At 69.5% G+C, this 19,016-nt stretch carries 17 protein-coding genes; 11 read left to right on the top strand and 6 right to left on the bottom strand.

All coding sequences use genetic code 11. The features are described from left to right. Positions 1–26: 26 nt before the first annotated feature. Genes ACGFIM_RS01630 through ACGFIM_RS01640 form a run of 3 tightly spaced genes read right to left on the bottom strand, consistent with a single transcriptional unit; the run spans position 27 to position 3,207 of the window. Entirely contained in the window at positions 27–944 is a 918-nt protein-coding gene (locus ACGFIM_RS01630) for a carbohydrate ABC transporter permease (RefSeq protein ID WP_393192893.1), read from the bottom strand. Beyond that, a complete protein-coding gene (locus ACGFIM_RS01635; RefSeq protein ID WP_393192896.1) occupies positions 928–1,827 on the bottom strand; it encodes a carbohydrate ABC transporter permease in 900 nt (299 codons plus the stop codon). The genes ACGFIM_RS01630 and ACGFIM_RS01635 overlap by 17 nt, the downstream gene beginning before the upstream one ends. 60 nt (positions 1,828–1,887) lie before the next feature. Further along, on the bottom strand, positions 1,888–3,207 hold the full coding sequence (locus tag ACGFIM_RS01640; RefSeq protein WP_393192899.1) for an ABC transporter substrate-binding protein: 1,320 nt from the start codon (positions 3,205–3,207) through the stop codon (positions 1,888–1,890). Positions 3,208–3,387: 180 nt separating this feature from the next. Here ACGFIM_RS01640 and ACGFIM_RS01645 point away from each other — a divergent pair, with 180 nt between their 5' ends. The 7 genes from ACGFIM_RS01645 to ACGFIM_RS01675 all read left to right on the top strand — a co-directional run bounded on the left by ACGFIM_RS01645 (position 3,388) and on the right by ACGFIM_RS01675 (position 12,973). Then, a complete protein-coding gene (locus ACGFIM_RS01645) occupies positions 3,388–4,428 on the top strand; it encodes a LacI family DNA-binding transcriptional regulator (protein WP_393192902.1) in 1,041 nt (346 codons plus the stop codon). Between the two features lie 175 nt (positions 4,429–4,603). Then, positions 4,604–5,593 (top strand): LacI family DNA-binding transcriptional regulator, encoded by a 990-nt coding sequence (locus ACGFIM_RS01650; protein ID WP_393199574.1) that lies wholly within the window; start codon positions 4,604–4,606, stop codon positions 5,591–5,593. Positions 5,594–5,773: 180 nt separating this feature from the next. After that, positions 5,774–7,921: an alpha/beta hydrolase gene (locus ACGFIM_RS01655; RefSeq protein WP_393192905.1), complete on the top strand. Its 2,148-nt coding sequence runs from the start codon at positions 5,774–5,776 to the stop codon at positions 7,919–7,921. A 167-nt stretch (positions 7,922–8,088) separates the two neighbouring features. After that, positions 8,089–9,486, top strand: coding sequence for an ABC transporter substrate-binding protein (locus ACGFIM_RS01660; RefSeq protein WP_393192908.1), 1,398 nt, complete (start codon positions 8,089–8,091; stop codon positions 9,484–9,486). Positions 9,487–9,661: 175 nt separating this feature from the next. Next, on the top strand, positions 9,662–10,516 hold the full coding sequence (locus tag ACGFIM_RS01665) for a carbohydrate ABC transporter permease (protein ID WP_393192911.1): 855 nt from the start codon (positions 9,662–9,664) through the stop codon (positions 10,514–10,516). Next, complete coding sequence (locus ACGFIM_RS01670) at positions 10,513–11,391, top strand: carbohydrate ABC transporter permease (RefSeq protein ID WP_393192914.1); 879 nt, start codon at positions 10,513–10,515, stop codon at positions 11,389–11,391. Before ACGFIM_RS01665 ends, ACGFIM_RS01670 begins: the two co-directional genes overlap by 4 nt. Before the next feature lie 244 nt (positions 11,392–11,635). Continuing rightward, a complete protein-coding gene (locus tag ACGFIM_RS01675; protein ID WP_393192917.1) occupies positions 11,636–12,973 on the top strand; it encodes an AI-2E family transporter in 1,338 nt (445 codons plus the stop codon). On the opposite strand, the gene ACGFIM_RS01680 is transcribed toward ACGFIM_RS01675, so the two are convergent. Further along, positions 12,939–13,349 carry a hypothetical protein gene (locus ACGFIM_RS01680; protein ID WP_393192920.1) on the bottom strand — a complete coding sequence of 137 codons (411 nt, stop codon included), beginning with the start codon at positions 13,347–13,349 and terminating at the stop codon, positions 12,939–12,941. The genes ACGFIM_RS01675 and ACGFIM_RS01680 overlap by 35 nt on opposite strands. Before the next feature lie 137 nt (positions 13,350–13,486). Between ACGFIM_RS01680 and ACGFIM_RS01685 the strand changes: the two genes are divergently transcribed. Next, the gene (locus tag ACGFIM_RS01685; protein WP_393192923.1) at positions 13,487–14,074 is read left to right on the top strand and encodes a hypothetical protein; all 588 of its coding nucleotides are present in this window, start codon (positions 13,487–13,489) and stop codon (positions 14,072–14,074) included. A gap of 153 nt (positions 14,075–14,227) precedes the next feature. Here ACGFIM_RS01685 and ACGFIM_RS01690 read toward each other — a convergent pair whose 3' ends face one another. Both ACGFIM_RS01690 and ACGFIM_RS01695 read right to left on the bottom strand, forming a co-directional pair. After that, the gene (locus ACGFIM_RS01690) at positions 14,228–15,145 is read right to left on the bottom strand and encodes an oxidoreductase (RefSeq protein ID WP_393192926.1); all 918 of its coding nucleotides are present in this window, start codon (positions 15,143–15,145) and stop codon (positions 14,228–14,230) included. Between the two features lie 166 nt (positions 15,146–15,311). After that, positions 15,312–15,578: a YciI family protein gene (locus tag ACGFIM_RS01695; RefSeq protein ID WP_393192929.1), complete on the bottom strand. Its 267-nt coding sequence runs from the start codon at positions 15,576–15,578 to the stop codon at positions 15,312–15,314. A gap of 237 nt (positions 15,579–15,815) precedes the next feature. Here ACGFIM_RS01695 and ACGFIM_RS01700 point away from each other — a divergent pair, with 237 nt between their 5' ends. The 3 genes from ACGFIM_RS01700 to ACGFIM_RS01710 all read left to right on the top strand — a co-directional run bounded on the left by ACGFIM_RS01700 (position 15,816) and on the right by ACGFIM_RS01710 (position 18,650). Next, complete coding sequence (locus ACGFIM_RS01700) at positions 15,816–16,118, top strand: hypothetical protein (RefSeq protein ID WP_393192932.1); 303 nt, start codon at positions 15,816–15,818, stop codon at positions 16,116–16,118. A gap of 286 nt (positions 16,119–16,404) precedes the next feature. Next, positions 16,405–16,764: a CU044_2847 family protein gene (locus ACGFIM_RS01705; RefSeq protein ID WP_393192935.1), complete on the top strand. Its 360-nt coding sequence runs from the start codon at positions 16,405–16,407 to the stop codon at positions 16,762–16,764. Then, a complete protein-coding gene (locus ACGFIM_RS01710; protein ID WP_393192938.1) occupies positions 16,761–18,650 on the top strand; it encodes a trypsin-like peptidase domain-containing protein in 1,890 nt (629 codons plus the stop codon). Before ACGFIM_RS01705 ends, ACGFIM_RS01710 begins: the two co-directional genes overlap by 4 nt. The last annotated feature ends 366 nt before the right edge of the window (positions 18,651–19,016 follow it).

The following is a 19,016-nucleotide window of genomic DNA, read 5'->3' on the forward strand; positions in this document are numbered from 1 at the left end:
TGCAGGAAAACAGGAAAGAGGAGGGGTCAGCCCTTGACGGCGCCCACGGTCAGGCCGGACTGCCAGTACCGCTGCAGGCACAGGAACGCGATGATCAGCGGAATGATCGTCAGCAGCGACGAGGTGATGACCAGGTTCTGCACGAGGGCGCCGTTGCCGGCCGACGAGCCGAGCTTGTTCCACTGGTTGATGCCGACGGTCAGCGGATACCAGTCGGGATCCTTGAGCATGATCAGCGGCAGGAAGTAGTTGTTCCAGATCGACACGAACGAGAACAGCAGCACGGTCACGCCCGCCGGGGCGAGCAGTGGCAGCGCGATCTGCAGGAACGTGCGGAACTCCCCGGCGCCGTCGATCTTCGCCGCCTCCAGCAGGCCGGTCGGCACGGCCTCGGCGGTGAACACCCACATCAGGTAGAGCCCGAAGGGGTTGATGAACGACGGGATGAGGATCGCCCACGGGGTGTCGGTCAGGCCGAGCTTGGCGAACAGCAGGAACTGCGGGATCGCCAGCGCGATGCCGGGCACCGAGATCGATCCGAGGATGACGAGCAGGAACACCTTCTTGCCGGTGAAGTGCAGCTTGGCCAGCGCGTAGCCGCCGAGCGCCGCGAGGAACGTCGAGACGGTCGCGCCCACCACCACGTACAGGACGGTGTTGAGCAGCCACCGCGAGAAGATCCCGTTCTGGTAGGTGAAGACGCCGACGATGTTGTCCCACAGCGCGAACTCGCGGCCGGGCGCCAGCCCGAACGTCGAGACGAAGTCCGCCTGCGACTTGGTGGCGTTGATGACCAGCCACACCAGCGGCAGCAGGCAGTAGAGCGTGAACAGGCCGGTCATCACGGTGAGCGTGGTGCTCTTGCGCGGATTGTCCACCGTGTAGAGCCGGGGACCCCGGCCGAGCGTCCGCGCCGCGGCCGGAGCGCTACTGGTCGCTTGCATTCCTCAGCCCTCTGATCTGGACGGCGTAGGCGACGGCGATGGTGATCGCCGCCATGACGAGCGCGAGCGCTGCCGCGTACCCCTGCTGCGAGCCGGTGAAGGCCAGGTTGTACGCGTACAGGTTCGGCGTGTAGAAGCTGGTGACGCCGCTGTTGGCCACCATCGTGGGCAGGATCTGCGGCTCGTTGAACATCTGGAACGTCCCGATGATCGAGAAGATCACGGTGACGACCAGGGAGCCGCGCAGCGCCGGCAGCTTGATCGAGCGGACGATCTGCCACTCGTTCGCCCCGTCGATGGCGGCCGCCTCGTACAGCTCGCGCGGGACCGCCTTGAGCGCGGCGTAGAAGATCAGCATGTTGAAGCCGGTGAACGCCCACGTCACCATCACGCCGATGGAGATGAGCGTGGTGTCGGGGGTGAACGGGTCGATGTCGGTGCCGAGGGCGTCGTTGAGGCTGCCGAACAGGCCGTACTTGACGCCGAGCAGGAACCCCCACATGAGGGTCGCCACGATCGCCGGCACCGCGTACGGCAGGAAGATCGTCACCCGCAGGAATCGCGCGCCGTGCAGCCGCCGGCTGTCCAGGGCGAGCGCCAGCGCCGTCGAGAGCAGCAGCATGATCGGCACCTGCACCAGCGTGAAGCCGGCGACGCGCCCGACGCCGTCCCAGAACTGCGGGTCCTTGAAGAGCTTGGTGTAGTTGTCCAGGCCGACGAAGACGTTGCCTCCGACCAGCTTGTCCTGGAAGAGGCTGAGGTAGGCGGCGTACACGATGGGCACGATGAACACCAGCGCGAACAGCGCCGCGAAGGGCGCGATGAACGCCAGCCCGGTCTGCGACCGGCGCCGCCTACGCGCCGGTGCGAGTGCCTGGGTCATGTCGGAGTTCCTTCCGGTTCCTGCCGGGGACGGGGCCCGCCCGTCCCCGGCACGAGTCCGCTAGTCCACCTGGAAGCCCTGCTCGTTGCCGTACTGGATGCAGCGCTGGCGCCACTGCTCCAGGATCTCGGCGAGCGAGCCCTTGCCGGAGGTGTAGTACGGCGAGGCCAGGTCGCCGTAGATGGAGCGCGCATACTCGAAGAAGGGCGGGAACTGCCAGTCGGAGGGGACGATCTCCGTGGCCTCGGCCAGCACGGCGCCCACCTTCTGGTCGCCGAAGTACTCGTTGGGCTTGCCGGTGAAAGCTTCGTTCTCCAGCACCGAAAGGTTCGGCACGAACGCGCCGGCGTCGACGCGGGCCTGCAGGCCGTCGCCGTGCGCGAAGTACTCCAGGAAGGCGAAGGCCGCCTCCTTGTGCTCGGCCGCCGCGGGGATGCCGAAGGAGCTGCCGCCGTTGGCCGCGCCGACCTTCTGGCCCTTCTCCCACTGCGGCATCAGGGCCACCTTGAAGTCGCCCTTGGCCTCGGGCGCGCGTTCCGGCAGGGTCGAGGTCAGCCAGCCGCCCATGGTCTGGGTGGCGAGGGTGCCGTCGTTGAGCGCCCGGTTCCAGTCGTCGGACCAGCCGGTGATCTTGGTGTTGATCAGGCCCTCGTCCAGCATCTTCTGCCAGAACGCCACGGCCTTGGTGGTGCCGGGGTCGCTGAAGTCGATGTGCACCTTGGTGCCGTCCACCTTGAACGGGCGGCCGCCGGCCTGCCAGATGAGCGAGAGCAGGAAGAAGATGTCGCCGGTGTCCTGGGCGATGTAGTAGTCGTCGCCCAGCTTGCGGATCTTCTTGGCCGCCTCGTAGTACTCGTCCCACGTGGCCGGCGGCTCGTCGATGCCGGCCTTCTTCAGCGTGGCCTCGTTGTAGAACATCGCGGACGGCCCGTAGTCGGACGGCAGTGCGTAGACCTTGCCGTTGACCGTCACGTCGTTCCACGCGGCGGGCACGTAGTCGCTCTTCAGTTTGTCCGCGCCCAGCTCGCCGAGGTCGGTGAGCTTGCCGGGAACCGCGAAGTACGGCACCGCGAAGTACTCGAACATCACCAGGTCGGGCACGCCGGATCCGGCCTGGATGGCGTTGTCGAGCGCCTTGTACTCGTCCTGCGACGAGCCCGCGTTGACGACCTCGACCGTGATGTTCGGATGCGCGGCCTGGAAGCCGGGTACGGCGCGTTCGACGGTGCCGTCCCAGCTCCAGACGGTGATCTTGACCTTCTCGCCGCCGTCCGCGCCCTCGGCGCCCGCCGTGCTGGAGCCGCCGCCCGAGCACGCGGTCAGCGCGAGCATCGGTGCGAGTGCCGCGCAGAGGAGCTTGAGCTTCCGGGAGAGCCGCATGGGGGTCTCGCCTCTCGTCCTGAGCCGGTTACGAAATTATTTCGCAACATGTTCGGTGTTGCGAGGACATTAGGTGCGGTTTCTGTCCGGTGTCAACGGGTGAATCGCGATGCGATCCAGGGAGTCTGGGGCGCGTGGTAGGTTGCGAAATAATTTCGCAGAGGTTGAAGGGAGCCCTGGATGGGACGGCGAGGTCGTTCCGAGCGCGTCACCCTGGCCGACGTCGCCCGGCTGGCCGGCGTCTCGCCGACGACGGCCTCGAAGGTGCTCAACGGCCGCAGCGACGTGGGCGCGAAGACCCGCGAGCTGGTGCTGGGCGTCATGGCCGAGATCGGCTACAAGCCGACCGCGGCGCGCCACGAGCAGCCCCGCGACAACACGCTGGTCACGGTGCTCGACATCGTCGAGTCCCGGTACGCCGGGACGGTGCTCCAGGGCATACTCAAGGCCGCCACCGCCGCGCAGGCCGAGCTGCTGCTGCGCCTGCCGCCGGGCGAGCCGGTCAGCACCAGCCGCGCGGCCGCCCGCTCCTGGCTGGAGGACCAGAAGGCGTCCGGCGTCATCGGCGTCATCGCGCTGGCCGTCGCCGTGCCCGACCCCGTGATCGAGGCCGCCGAGGACGTCGAGCTGCCCATCGTCACCATCGATCCCATAGACACGACCGAGTCGCGGCTGGTCAGCATCGGCTCCACCAACTGGGCGGGCGGCCGCTCGGCGACCGAGCACGTCATCAAGCTCGGCCACCGCCGCATCGGCTGGATCGGCGGCCCGCTCGGCTCGGCCCCCTCGTTGGAACGTTTTCACGGCTACCAGGCCGCGCTCGACTCGGCCGGCATCACGCCCGACCGCGCGCTCATCCGGCACGAGGCGTTCGCCGTCGAGGCCGGGCAGCGGCACGGCCGCGAGCTGCTCACGCTCCCCGACCGGCCGACCGCCATCGTCGCGGGCAACGACGAGATAGCGGTCGGCGTGCTCGCCGCGGCCGGTGAGCTGGGCATCTCCGTGCCCGGCGAGCTGTCGGTGACCGGCTTCGACGACACCCCGCAGACGCAGTGGACCACCCCGCGCCTGACGTCCGTGCACCAGCCGCTGGTCGGCATGGGCAGGATGGCCGTCGAGACCGTGCTCGGCATGGCCGAGGGCGTGCAGCCCGCCTCCCGGCATCTGCAGCTCGCGACGAGCCTCAGCGTCCGCGACTCGACCGGGCCCGCCCCCGCCTGATCGCGCGGTCGGTCCCGCCCCCGCCTGATCGCGCGGTCAGTCACAGTTCGGTCATCACCGAAATTTACTCTTGTTTTTCGCGAACGTTATCGCTTACGTTGTCGTCGCAAACGTAACCGATAACGATTGCACCGAGTGAGGCGGTATGGCCGTTGGCGGCGGTTCGCCCGTGACCATGAGTGACGTGGCCAGGCTGGCGGGCGTCTCCACCACGACGGTCTCCCGCGTGGTCAACGGGCGGTACGGCGTCAGTGCCAGCACCATCGCACAGGTCCGCTCGGCGATCGAGCGGCTCGGCTACGAGTCGAGCCTGGTGGCCTCCAGCCTGCGCCGCCGCAAGACGGACGTGCTCGGCCTGGTGACGCACAGCTTCCAGTCCTACACCGCCGAAGTGCTCAAAGGCGTGATGGACGCGCTGCGCCAGACCGGCCTCGACCTGATCATCTACGCCGACAGCGACCTGTACGGCACGTACGCGGCAGGCTGGGAGCAGCGGCACCTGTCCCGTCTCGCGGGCACGCTGACCGACGGGTGCATCGTGGTCACGCCTTCGGGCGAGATCCGCAGCAGCACCCCGGTCGTCGCCATCGACCCCGCCACCGACTCGACGGTGCCCTCGGTCACCGCCGCCAACTTCGAAGGCGCGACCGCCGTGGTCGAGCACCTCATCGAGCTCGGGCACCGGCGCATCGGCTTCATCGCGGGCCGCTCGGAGCTGGTCGCCTCCCGCTCCCGCGAGGAGGGCTACCTCCAGGCACTGGCCCGCGCCGGCATCCCCGCCGACCCGGCGCTGATCGCGAAGGGCGACTTCCACCCCGGCCCCGCGGCGCCGCTCGCGCGGGCCCTGCTGGAGCGCCCGGACCGGCCGACGGCGATCTTCGCGGCGAACGACGACATGGCGCTGACGACCCTGGAGGTCGCGAGGGACCTCGGGCTCAGCGTGCCCGGCGACCTGTCGGTGGCCGGATTCGACGACATCCCGGAGGCAGCGCTGGCCGAACCGGCGCTCACGACGGTCGACCAGTCGGTCTACCGGCTCGGCTACGAGGCCGCCCGCATGCTCAAGGCGCTCGTACGCGGCGAGTGGGACGGCCCCCACCAGATCGTGTTACCGGCCCGCCTGATCGTGCGCCGCTCCACCGCACCACCGAGAGCGGCGATGTGATCACAGCCGGTGACGGAAGCCCGCGCACCTGACGCCCGCGGCCACGGGAGTCAGGTGGACACGCGGATCCCCCCACGACGGATTGGAGGTGCGAAGCACACCAACCATCAAGTGTCCATCGCACGAATCAGGCCGACCATCAGCACGTCAACCACGGTCGGCCATCAAGGGAGTTAATGCATGCCTTCTTTACTCTATCACGGCAGGTCACGCCACCCAGGCGTGCTGAGGATCACCGCCGCGATCGCCGCCGGGCTCGTCGCGATGGCCGCGGCGATACTCGCGCCGCGTCCGGCCGTCGCCGCCACGCCCTGGCTGGACGTCTCCGACGACCGCTACGCATCGTTCACCGTCCCGGTCTCGGAGGTCGAGGCGGAGGCGGGCGGCCCGGTCACGCAGGTCCTCATCGAGGGCAACTTCGGCCCCTCCTTCACGTGGGCGCAGTTCGGCCTGACGCTGCGCGGCCAGGCGTTCACCGGCGTGCTCGGCCCGCTCAAGCCCGGCCTGTACACGTACCAGGTCACGGTCGACGGGAACAAGGGACTGAAGGACCCGACCAACGGCACCACCGTCGCCTCCAAGCCGCTGTGGAGCACGTTCTTCGTGCCCGGTGACGAGGCCGCGCTGCTCGCCGACGCCCCCGAGGGGCAGGGCGGCAACGTCGAGACCCTCGCCTACCGCAGCGGCGGCGAGGAGCGTTCCGCCCTGGTCTGGACGCCGCGCGGGTACACGGGCAAGGGCAAGAAGCTGCCGGTGCTCTACCTCAACTCCGGGGACGGCATCGCCGCGAGCGACTGGCTCGACCTCGGCAGGGCCAAGCAGATCCTCGACAACCTCTCCGCCCGCGACGCCATCGAGCCCCAGGTGGTCGTCTTCAGCGACGGTGAGACCGGCAAGGAGCTGCGCAAGGCGGTCGCCGACCGCTACAACGTGCACGGCGGCCCGGCGCACCAGGCCATCGCCGGCGCGGGCGAGGGCGGGTCGAAGGCGCTGCGCGCCGCGCTCGGCCACCCCGCCGAGTACGACTACGCCGGCTCGTTCTCGGGCCTGCTGACCGAGGCGAAGGGCCCCGCCCGCAACCTCAAGCTGCTGCGCCTCTACACGGGCAACGTGACGGACCCCGCGTACAACGCGACCGTCAAGCTGACGAAGGCGCTGGACCGCGCCCGCGTCACGTACGAGTTCGACGGCGTGAACCCCGACGCCGGCGCGAACTGGAACGCCTGGCAGGAGAACCTCATCGACTTCCTGCCGCGGCTGTTCCGCAACGTGCGCGACCACGGCCCGAGCAAGGGGCACGGGAAGCTGAAGGGCGAGTTCACCCCGCCGCCGCCCGGCACCACGCCGACGCCGTTCCTGAGCGAGGGCGGGTTCGTCACCTTCGAGACCACCACCGAGTTCGCAAGCGCCCAGCAGGTCACGGTGTGGGCGAACTGGGCTCCCGGCGGAAGCTGGCTGCGCGTCCCGCTCGCCAAGGCGGGCGACCGCTGGCGCGGCACCGTCGGCCCGCTGGAGCCGTGGTTCTACCACTACCGGCTGATCGTCGACGGCACCGCGGTCAAGGACACCTCGAACCCGACGAAGGTGACCTCCGAGCCCACCTGGAGCACGTTCCTCATCGAGGGCGAGCGGTCCAGGCTGCTCACCGACGTGCCCGAGGGCCAGGGCGGCAAGGTCGAAGAGCTGACCTACCACAGCAACGTCGTGAACGAGGAGCGCACCTCGCTGGTGTGGACCCCGCCGGGCTACGACCCCGACCGCGCGGAGCCGTACCCGGTCTTCTTCCTCCAGCACGGCGGCGGCCAGAGCTACACCGACTGGACCGAGATGGGCCGGGCCAAGCAGATCCTCGACCATCACTTCCTGGACGGCAACCTCGTCCCGATGGTCGTGGTGATGAGCAACGGCAACGTCCCGGACTTCAACGCCGAGCTGCTGGAGAACGTCGTCCCGGCGGTCCAGGCCCGCTACAACGTCTCCGACGACCCGTCCCAGCAGGCCCTCGCCGGCCTGTCGATGGGCGGCGGCCAGACCTACGGCGTGCTCAAGGCGTATCCCGGCAGGTTCGCCTACATCGGGGTGTTCTCGGCCGGCTTCGGCAGCGCCGAGGGCGTCGACGTCGAGGCGATCAACCGCGGCACCAAGATGCTGCGGCTGTACATCGGCGACCAGACGGACTTCGTCTACCCGTCGTTCCAGGACACCCTGGCCACGCTGGACCGGCTCGGCATCCGCTACGAGTTCGACGGCGTCACCCCCGGCCCGCACGGCTGGGACGTCTGGCAGAAGAACCTCATCGATCTGGCACCACGCCTGTTCAAGCGCTGAGCACGGCCTCCCGGCCGGGCAGTGACCGGCCGGAATCGTGTTAGCGCTCACACAAGGACCGGCGCAGGACGGGGCACGGACGCCATCCGTGCCCCGTCCACGCCGATCACACCGCCCCACCGGTGGCGCACCACCCCCGCGTGCGCCGCGATCGCAAGGAAACACATATGAAGAAGACACGGCTCTCCACTGCGGCGATCATGCTCGCCGCCGCGACCGCACTCGCGGGCTGCGCCCCCGACCTTGACGGCGGCTCGGGCACGAACGGCGCTGAAGGCACCAATGGCGCGACCGCCGCAAGCGGCGGCGACAGCGCGAGCAACTGCACCAACACCATCCCCAAGAAGGACCTGCCGGTCGTCACGATGTGGGGCTGGTACCCGAACATGCAGCTCGTCGTCGACAACTTCAACAAGCAGAACAGCGAGGTGCAGGTCTGCTGGACCAACGTCGGCCAGGGCAGCGACGAGTACGACAAGTTCCAGACGGCCATCGCGGCGGGCACCGGGGCACCCGACGTGATCATGATCGAGATGGACCGCATCCCGACCTTCCAGATCCAGAACGCGCTCGTCGACATCAAGCAGTACGGCTACGAGTCCGTCAAGGACAACTACAGCGAGGGCGCGTGGAAGGACGTCTCGGTCGGTGACGCGATCTACGGCGTGCCGGTGGACGGCGGCCCGGTCGCGATGATCTACCGCAAGGACATCTTCGACAAGTACGACATCAAGCCGCCGAAGACCTGGGCCGAGTACGAGGAGGCCGCCCAGAAGGTCAAGGACGCGGGCGGCCCGGCGTTCGGCGACTTCGCCGCCAACGTCTCGGCCCTCACCATGGCGCTGCAGATCCAGAAGGGCGCCAAGCCGTTCACCTACGACCCGGCGCAGAAGGACACGATCGGCATCAAGCTGAACGACCAGGCGTCGAAGGACGTGCTCGAATACTGGGGACGGCTGGCGAAGAAGGGCCTGGTCGGCACGCAGGACCAGTTCACGCCCGAGTACATCTCCGGCGTCATCAACGGCAAGTACGCCACCTACATCTCGGCGGCCTGGGCGCCCGGCTACCTCACCGGCGCCGGCGTCGGCAAGGGCGAGGACACCGGGAAGTTCGCCGTCGCGCCGCTGCCGCAGTGGGACCCCGACAACCCGGTGCAGGTGAACTGGGGCGGCTCGGCCTTCTCGGTGACCACCCAGGCCAAGAACCCCGAGCTGGCGGCGAAGGTCGCCTACGGGCTCTACGCCGACGAGGAGTCGCTCACCGACGGCTGGACAAACCAGATCATCTTCCCGCTGAACCTCAAGGCGCTGAAGGACCCCAAGTTCGAGGAGCTGAAGGTCGAGTTCTTCGACGGCCAGCAGGCCAACAAGGAGGTGTACGTCCCGGCGGCGAACGCCTACCAGGGCATGACGTACGCGCCGTTCGGCCAGTACTACTTCGACGCCATGACCAAGCAGGTCAGCGCGCTCATCGACGGCTCCGTCACCGCGTCGGAGGCCGCCGACAAGCTGCAGGAGGACGTCACCCGCTACGCCAAGGAGCAGGGCTTCACCGTCCAGTGACGCCGCGCCGCGCGACCGGCCGCCGCCCCGAGCGCGGCGGCCGGCCGCACCCCGAACCCCCTGAGCAACACCGTTCCCGGAGCCAGAAATGACCCTCCTGATGGAGAAGAGTGCGCCACGCACGCAGGGCAGGAAATCGAGCAGTCGCGGTAAGGTGCGCCTTCGCGAGCATCTGATGGGGTGGCTCTTCGTCGGGCCGTTCGGGCTCGTCTTCCTGGCGCTGCTCATCGCGCCGCTGGGGTACGCGCTGTATCTCAGCCTTTTTCAGAAAAGGCTGATCGGCGGCACCAGTTTCGTCTTCCTCGACAATTACGTGAAGGCGTTCACCGACCCGAGTTTCCTCTCCGGCACCTGGTTCGTGATCCGCTTCTCGCTGGTCTCGATCCCGCTGCAGATCATCGTCGCGCTGGCGCTGGCGCTCATCCTCGACTCGGTCACCTCGATGTTCGCCCGCTTCTCGCGCCTGATGATCTTCCTGCCGTACGCGATCCCCACGGTCATCGGCGCGGTCATGTGGGGCTTCCTCTACAGCAAGAGCTTCGGGCCGCTGACCGACATCTTCGGCCTGTTCGGCGCGACAGCCCCCGACTTCCTCAGCAGCAACCTGATCTTCTACGGCCTGGTCAACATCGTCACCTGGCAGTGGGCCGGCTACTACATGATCATCCTGTACGCCGCCCTCCAGGGCATCGACCCGGCGCTGTACGAGGCCGCCCGCATGGACGGCGCGAGCGGCTGGCAGATCGCACTGCGCATCAAGATCCCGATGATCGCGCCCGCGCTGCTGCTCATCCTCGTCTTCTCGCTCATCGGCACCCTGCAGTTCTTCAACGAGCCGCAGATCCTGCGCTCGCTCGCGGCCGGCGCCATCGGCCCCGACTTCACCCCCAACATGTACGCCTACCAGCAGGCCTTCGGCCTGGCGAACTTCACCTACGGATCGGCGATCTCCTTCGCCCTCGGCGGCGTCGTCTTCGCCGGCGTCTACGCCTTCCTGTTCTTCACCCGCAAGCGGAGGAGCTTCCTGTGACCACCGCCAGCACGCGCACCGGCCGCCGGCCGAACCGCAACCTCCCCCTGCACCTGCTGCTCGCCTTCCTGGTCGTGTACTTCCTCGTGCCGTTCTGGTGGGTGATCGTCAACAGCTCCAAGGACGCGGCGGGCCTGTTCGGCGGCGGCAACACCCTGTGGTTCGCCGACACCATCGACTACATCGGCAACCTGAAGCAGCTGTTCACCTACGACAACGGCATCTACGGCAGGTGGATACTCAACTCCACCCTCTACGCGCTGGCCGGCGGCATCGGCGCGACCGTCCTCGCCGTCATGGCTGGCTACGGATTCGCCAAATACCGCTTCATCGGGCGGCGCTTCAGCTTCTCCCTCGTGCTCGGCGCGCTCATGGTCCCGGCCACGGCGCTGGTGATCCCGACGTTCATGATGTTCTCCCAGGCCGGGCTGACCAACACCATCTGGGCGGTCATCCTGCCGTCGCTGCTCAACCCGTTCGGCGTCTATCTCATGCACGTGTACGCGCGCGACGCGGTGCCCGACGAGATCCTCGACGCCGCGCGCTCCGACGGCGCGGGCGAGATCCGCACGTTCGTCCAGGTCGCGTTCCCGCTGATGCGGCCCGCCGTGGTCACCGTGCTGCTGCTGTCGGCCGTGGCCTCGTGGAACAACTACTTCCTGCCGCTCGCCATGCTCTCGGACAACCGGCTCTTCCCCGTCACCGTCGGGCTCGGCCTCTGGCAGGGCATCGCCTCGGCCAACAACGCCGGCACCACCTCGCTGTGGAGCCTCATCATCCTCGGCGCGCTGGTGTCGATCATCCCGCTCATCATCTCGTTCTTCGTGCTGCAGCGGCACTGGCGCGGCGGGCTCGCCGTCGGCGGCCTGCGGTAGCGATCGGGGCGCGGGCGCGGCGTTCGCCGCGTGGCGAAGCACTGCCACGCGGCGAACGCTTGTTTCCGTCAGGGGCGGCCCGGCCGCGATCGAACAGGGCCACCGCTCGGACGCAAGCCGGCCGCGGCCGCGAGCGCGCGGCCTTTGCGGTATATCGTGTCGATCTCGTGGCCGAGATCGTGCATGGTGGCTTGGCAGGGGGAAGAGACTGGTGGTGGAATCCAGGCCCGCTCAGGAGAATGCCATGACCAAGCCCGCCGAGCCGCGTGACCCGGGCCGCGGAGAGCCCCACTCCGACGAGCCGCGCCGCGTCCTGGTGCTGCTGTCGCCCGCCAACGTGTGGCGGGTCGGCTTCGCCGTCGTCGCGGTCGTCGTCGTGGTGTACCTCATCAGGTTCATCCTCACCGACGCCGGGACGCTCGTCATCGTCGTCGTGATGGCCTGGTTCCTGTCGCTGGCCATGGAGCCCGCCGTGGGCCGGCTGTCACGGCACATGCGCCGCGGGGCCGCGGCCGTCCTCGTCATGGTCGGCATCGCGCTGCTCGCGGGCCTGTTCCTCTACCTGTTCGGCAACCTGTTCGTCGAGCAGGCCGCGCTGCTCGTGCAGGCGCTGCCCGACGTCGTCACCGGCGCCATCGACTGGATCAACGCCAGGTTCGGCACCCGCTACGACATCGACACCATCCTCAGCTCCATCAACCTCACCCCGCAGCAGGCCGCCACCTACGCCCAGGACCTGGTGGGCGGCGTGCTCGGACTGCTCGGCACGATCACCGCGGCGGTGTTCAACACCTTCGCGCTGCTGCTGCTCACCTTCTACTTCTCCGCTGACGGGCCCCGGCTGCGGCGCTGGCTCGCCCAGCTGCTGCCCGGCCGGGTCCAGCAGGTGTTCATCACGATCTGGGACGTGTCGCTGGTCAAGACCGGCGGCTACGTCTCCGCCAGGCTCATCCTGGCCACGATCAACGCGTTCTGCTCCGCTCTGGTGTTCATGCTGATCGGCCTGCCGTCGTGGCTGGCGCTCGGCGTGTGGACCGGCCTGGTGGCGCAGCTGGTGCCCACGATCGGCACGTACATCGCGATCGCGCTGCCCGCCATCGTCGGCCTCGTCTCGCCCCGGCCCTGGGTCGGGCTCGCCGCGCTGGCCTGGGGGGTCCTCTACCAGCAGGTGGAGAACCTGACGCTGGAGCCGCGCATCAGCGGCCGGTCGGTGGACATGCACCCCGGTGTCGCGTTCGCGGGCGTGCTGCTGGGAGCGCAGCTGTTCGGGGCGGTGGGCGCGCTGCTCGCGGTGCCGGTGCTGGCCATGCTGCTGTCGCTGGTGGACACGTTCGTGGCGCGCAAGGAGATGATGCCGCTCATGCCCGAGGTGCCGGAGGCGTACCTGGACGAGGACGAAGGCCCCGCCGACCCGCCGCCCGGCCCAGAACCGGACGAGGAGCAGCCGGACAGACCGGGGGAGGGCGGCGCGGACCAGGCGAAGGCGCCCGAGGCGGCCTCCGGCCAGGGGCGCCCTGCGCCCGGGAGCGAGCAGCCCGCCGTCGGGTCTACACCTCCCCGGCCGCCTGGGAGCGCTGCTTGAGCTCCGCCTCGTACACGTGCCGCCGCCCGCCCGTGAGCCGGTCCCGCACCTGCTTCTCGATGTCGCGGAACACCGAGTAGTAGTAGTCGTCGTACGTCTCCACGACCTGGAACGTCCAGTGGCCCGGCAGGACGTCGCGGCCGACCAGCTCGGTCTCCAGGAGCTTGGCGATCTCGTCGTGCCCGCCCTCGCGCAGCAGCTTCGCCGCCTTGTGCAAGGTCGCGTGGGCGGAGCCGGTGAGCTGGTGGAACGAGTACAGGTGCCCCCGTGCGCGCTCGACCGTCTCCAGCGCCTCCGACACCATCCCGGCGGCGCGTACCGCCTGGTCATCCGCCCCCTCGGGGCGGCGGTGGTCCTGATCGGGTGTGTATCCCATGCACTCTGCGTTACCCGATGTCGAGGCGAGGATGCGCGCGGGTTCGCGATCGCACGGCCGCCCCGGCGCTTCCGCCGGGACCGGTCCCGGCGGGTGTTCCCTAGGATGGGGTGATCTCGGCTCAGAAGGGATGATCGATGCCGGCCAAGACAAGCCTGGGGCCGCGTGCCGCCGCCCGCGCCGTGCGCTGGGCCATCGCGCTGCCGCTTCTCCTGCTGCTCGCCGTCTGCGCGCCGGCCGTCTCGGCGAGCGCCTCACCGGCGCCATCGCCGTCGGGCTCTCCGGGCCCTGAGGCGTACGAACAGCCGGTCCTGGTGCACAGGAAGGACGGGAGCTTCGAGTGGACCAAGCTCTATGTGCTGCACCGTAAGGAGACCGGCGCGTTCACCATCATCGATTCCCGCGGCAAGGAGTACGAGGATCTCGACGACTTCCGCGCCAGGAACGAGCTCTTCACCGAGGAAGACGAGATCACCATCCCCAGGAACTTCCCGACGCCGTCCGACGGGAAGGACCTCCAGCTCATCACGGTCTCCGGGCACACCTCGGACGCCTGGATGTGGTGGTCGGGCGGCGGCATCGCGGTCGCGGTGCTCGTTCTGACCGCGCTGATCCTGGCCGTGCGCGCGCGCAGGGAGAGCCGCTCGTACGACGCCTGGCTCAAGGGCCTGCCGGACGACCGCCGGGAGCCCCAGGACGGCGGCGAGGCGAAGACCGGCCCTTGAGCCGCCGGCTTCAGTCCGGGCCCTCGGCCAGGTGCCGGACGATGACGTCCACGCACGAGCCTTGCGCGCTGCTCGTGCGTGCGGAGCCCGCGTCCGGCCGCGCCCGGAATGTGGCCGTCGGTCGCCGGCCCCTCGTCGATGGCGGCGGGCGGTTCACGCGGGTTCGGGCAGGTCGTAGGTGACGCCGGTGAGGCGCTCCGACAGCTCCCAGACGCGGCCCGCCGTCTCGGCGTCGTACAGGGCGGGCTCGCGGGTGCGCCGGGTCGGCTCGCCGCGCATCTGCAGCGGCCAGTCGGGCACGATGTACGAGCCTCCGGGCAGGTCGGGCACGGTGGCCGCGTACAGGGAGGTCTTCGCCCCCTCCTCGGGCGGCCGGAACGCGATGCGCTCGGCCAGCCGCATGGCGGTCAGATACAGCCTGCCGCGCGTGGCGTTGGCGCCGCCGGTCATCACGTTCGTCCTGGTGAAGCCGGGCTCGACGGCCATGCTGCGCAGCGCCAGCCCGGCGGCCGCGGCCCGGCGCTGCAGCTCCATGGCGAAGTAGAGCACGGCCCGCTTCGTCCGCCCGTAGTGGAAGGCCGCGCGGTAGGAGCGTTCCGCGTTGAGGTTGTCCAGGTCGAAGCGGACGAACCGGTGCGCCATGCTGCCCACGGAGATCACCCGGGCGGCGGGCGCGGCCCGCAGGTGCGGCAGCAGCAGGCCGGTCAGCGCGAACGGCCCCAGGTGGTTGACGCCGAACTGCGACTCGAACCCGTCGGCGGTCCGCGCGAACGGCACCGCCGCGATGCCCGCGTTGTTGATCAGTAGGTCGAGCCGGTCGTGGTCCCACCCGGCGGCGAACTCGCGTACCGACGCCAGGCTCGCCAGATCCACCTGCCGCAGCTCCAGCCGCGCGTCGGGGACCTCCGCGCGCATCCTGTCCAGCGCGTTCTTGCCGCGCTCGGGATCGCGGCAGGCCAGCACGACGTGCGCGCCGCGGCGGCCCAGCTCGCGCGCCGTGACGTACCCGATGCCGCTGTTGGCACCGGTGACAACCACGATCTTGTCAGATAGGTCGGGAATATCGGTCAAGCGCCAAGAGTGGGGGGTGCCCATGCTCGTCACCTCACGGGGGGTTCCGGTACGTAAGACAGAGCATGCCCGATTTGATCATCCGGAAGCCATGATCTCGGGCGGCGGGCCGGAACATGGCTTCGTATCAGGACGCGGGGAGCGGTCCTGATACGAAGCCGCTCGTTCACGGGAGGATCGGGGTCCACTCCTTCAGCAAGGCGATGTCGTACGCGTCCACCGCCGTGTACGGGTCGCGGTCCAGGATCTCGCGCAGCTCCGCCTCGTCCTCGACCTCATAGATGTGCATCGCGCCCTTGTCGTCGGCCCACGGCCCCGCGGTGATCAACCGGCCCTGCTCGAGCAGCGCCTGAAGGTGCTCCCGGTGGGCCGGGCGCGCCTTCAGGCGGTCGTCCTCGTTCTTGAACTCGAGCAGTAGTACAAATCTCGCCATGGCCGTCACATTAGTACTAAGACGATCTTCGTGACGCTTGGCATCTAAGGTGGCGCCCGGGCCTGCCGGCCTGCTCGCGCGCCGCCCGCTGGCGTCTCGGGCCAGGTCGCCAGGTCGTGCAGCCGTTCGTCGGTCTCCTCGTGCTTCTTGGCGGAGGCGATCCCGGCGTACGCGCAGGGACTGCGCTCGCGCCCATCCCGCCCGGGTATGTCGCTCGACGAGCCGTAGGGGCTTCCGGTGGACGACGGCGTGGCGCTCGCCGACGCGGTCGTCCTCCTCGGTGTCACCGCGGTGGCGGCGGGCGCGCCCCGCCGCCGGACGGCGGGGGTGGCGGCGAGCCGGCCTGCGCTGGTGGACGGGCGGCCCGGGGTGGTGGCATGGCGTCCGGACGGCGGGCCGCCGCCGCTGCCGGTGTTCACCGGCGCCGGTGGGCGTATCACGGCCATCTCGATCGTGGCGGATCCGGGGCGGCTCGCCCGCGTGCACCTGGCGGAGCCTTGCCTGACGCGCGGTCCTCGGCGCGTTCAGCGGATGGTGTGACATGATCCCTGGCCCCGACTTGGAAATATCCGCTAATTGTGGGGCTTGGTGACATTCTGGCTGGCCTCTATATGGCGACCTTAATGTGAAGAAATGTGGCATCTATTCCTTGCAAGAGAAACGCCTGCGCGATGTGGTGCCGATGGGTAAACTCATGCGATCACTGCGGATGATCGGCCGTTCATTCGCCAATACAGTCGGCGCGTTTCGCAGTCAACTCGCCATGTGAAGAACCTATGGCCGCGCCGTTCCCCCGAGCCGGCCGTGCGAACGTCTGGAGGATGCCGTGAGTGTTCGTCCCGTGCAGACGGTGGAGGTCCCGGTGAGCGACGGCGGCGGCGACGTGGTGCGCGTCCAGATCAGGGAAGTGGACGAGGCGCTCATGCGGGTGGGCCGGGGCGACGGCGCCGTGACGCGGGCGGGACGCTCGCTCGGCCGCATGCTGGACACCGTACGTCCCGTCGCCGAAAGCTTCGTCACGCGCTTCACAGCACTTGAGAACGCGCCCGACGAAATGGTGCTGGAATTCGGGGTGTCGCTGTCGGCCGAGGCGGACGTGGTCATCGCGAGCACCGCGAGCGAGGCGAATTTCTCGGTGAGCCTGACATGGAAGCGGCCCGAGCGGCTGGAGGTGTCCGAGCGGTGACGGAGACGGCGCGGGCGTGGTCGGGCAGCCTGTACGACACCCTGGCCGCGGGCATCGTCCAGGTCAGGGGCGCCTCCTTGGGCGGTGCCGGCTTTCTCATCGCCCCCGATCTGGTGCTGACCTGTGCTCACGTGGTGTCGGACGCCCTGGGACCGCCCCGCCGGGAGGACGTCGCGGCGGGCACGCCCGTCATGGTGGAGCTGCCGCTCGCCGAGCCCCCGGCAGATGGCGGCCCGCGCCCGGGATGGCCTGCCGTGGTCGAGAACTGGGTGCCGATCAGGGCCGAGCGGACCGGTGACCTCGCCGTACTCCGCCTGCTGGAGCCCGTTCCCGGTGGTCGCCCGCTGCCGATGGCCGAGGCCGACGGCGTGCGGGGCGGGCGCGTACGTGTCGTGGGCTTCCCGCGTGACGCGCCGGGCGGCACCTGGTTCGAGGGCAGGCTGGGCGGCCCCACCGGAGAGGGCTGGATCGAGCTGTCCAGAGCCGGCGGGCAGACCGCGCACGTCAGGCCCGGCTTCAGCGGCAGTCCCGTCTGGGACGACGCCCTCAACGCGGTGGTCGGCCTCGTGGTGGCCGCGCAGCCGGTGGGGGAGGCGCAGCAGGCGTACGCGCTGCGCACCAGGACGATCGTGCGCGAGATCCCCGCGCTCGGCCCGGTCATCCGCCCGCCCTCGCCCTTCCGCGGCCTGAAGCCGTACCAGGAGGGCGACGCCGAGGTGTTCTTCGGCCGCGAAGACGACATCGCCGCCGTCGCCGCCGCCCTGTACGCCTCCCGCACCGTGACCGTCTACGGCCCTTCGGGCTGCGGCAAGTCGTCGCTGGCTCGGGCCGGCGTCGTGCCCAAGGTCCGGGCGGACGGGCATGACGCGCTGGTGTTCAACGCGGGCGACATCTCCTCGATGCGGTTCGTGCTGGCCACCGAGCTGTACGAGCTGTGCGGCCGGTCGTACGGGGTGGGCGAGATCGAGGGCTGGCTGCGCGGCCACGGGCTCGGCGACACCCTGCACCGCGTCCGCCGGGACGCGGCCGGCGACCTCATCATCGTCCTCGACCAGGCCGAGGCGCTGCTCAACCGCACCTCCGCCGAGATCGACGAGCTGATCGACGTGCTCTTCACGCCGGTGAACGGCGTCCGGGTGCTCGTCACGCTCCGCTCCGACCTCGTGGACGCCGTCCTGCGCCACCCCAGGCTGGGCCCGGCGCTGCTCGGCGGGCGTACGGTGCCGCTCGCCCCGATGACCGCCGGTCAGCTCGAAGAGGTCATCACCAAGCCGGTGGAGCGGCTCCCGGCGGTGTCGTACGAGCCGGGTCTGGTCCGCCGCATGCTGGACGACGCCGGCGACGAACCGGGCATCCTGCCGCTCCTCGGCTTCGTCCTCGAACAGCTATGGGAACGCCAGGACGGCGGGCACTTGCGCAACGCGGCGTACGAAGAGCTCGGCCGGGTCTCCGGCGCCCTGGAGCAGCACGCTGACCAGACGTGGAAGCGTCTCTTCGATGGCCGCCCGGAACGCCAGAGAGCCGCCCGGCGCCTGCTCACCCGGCTCGTACGGATGCTGCCCGACGGCGGCATCCTGCTCCGCCGCAGGCTCACCCGCGACGAGGTGGACGAGCAGCAGTGGCGCATCGCGACCGAGCTGGCCGAGGCCCGGCTGCTGGTGCTGCACGGCGGCGAAGGCGAGCAGGAGAGCGCCGAACTCGCCCACGAAGCCCTATCACCGCCTGGCCCGCGCTGCGGGACCAGGTGGAGAAGGACCGGCGGTTCCTGGCCGGGCAAGCGGAGCTGGAACAGGACCTGCGGCGGCACGAGCGCGGCGGCCCCCTGCTCACCGATGCGCAGCTCGCTGCGGTCGAGCAGTGGTCGGCCGGGCGCGAAGGGGATCTGACGGAGCAGCAGCGGCGCTTCATCGCCCGATCCCGGTCGTGGAACAGGGCGAGGCGGCGGCGGAACCAGGCGCTGGGGATTTCGCTTGTGGCGCTGGCCTCGATCATCGTGCCCCTGATAACTTTCGGCATCTCCCAGAGTCGGGCCACCGCGGAGAGGGAAAGGGAGAATACTTCCCGGGTTCTGGCGAGCTTTGCCGAGAGCACCGCCGACGACGACCCGGGGCGGGCGGCGCTGGCGGCCGTCGCCGCCTACCGGGTCGCACCCACTCAGGAGGCGGTAAACGCGCTGTTGCAGCGCTATGAGAAGCTCTCGGACGCCGTCTGGATGCTGTCGGGGTTCCAGGGGACACTTAGCGACATTGCCA

Origin of the sequence: Nonomuraea sp. NPDC049309 (assembly GCF_043196965.1) — a bacterium.
Taxonomy (GTDB): Bacteria; Actinomycetota; Actinomycetes; order Streptosporangiales; family Streptosporangiaceae; genus Nonomuraea; species Nonomuraea fastidiosa.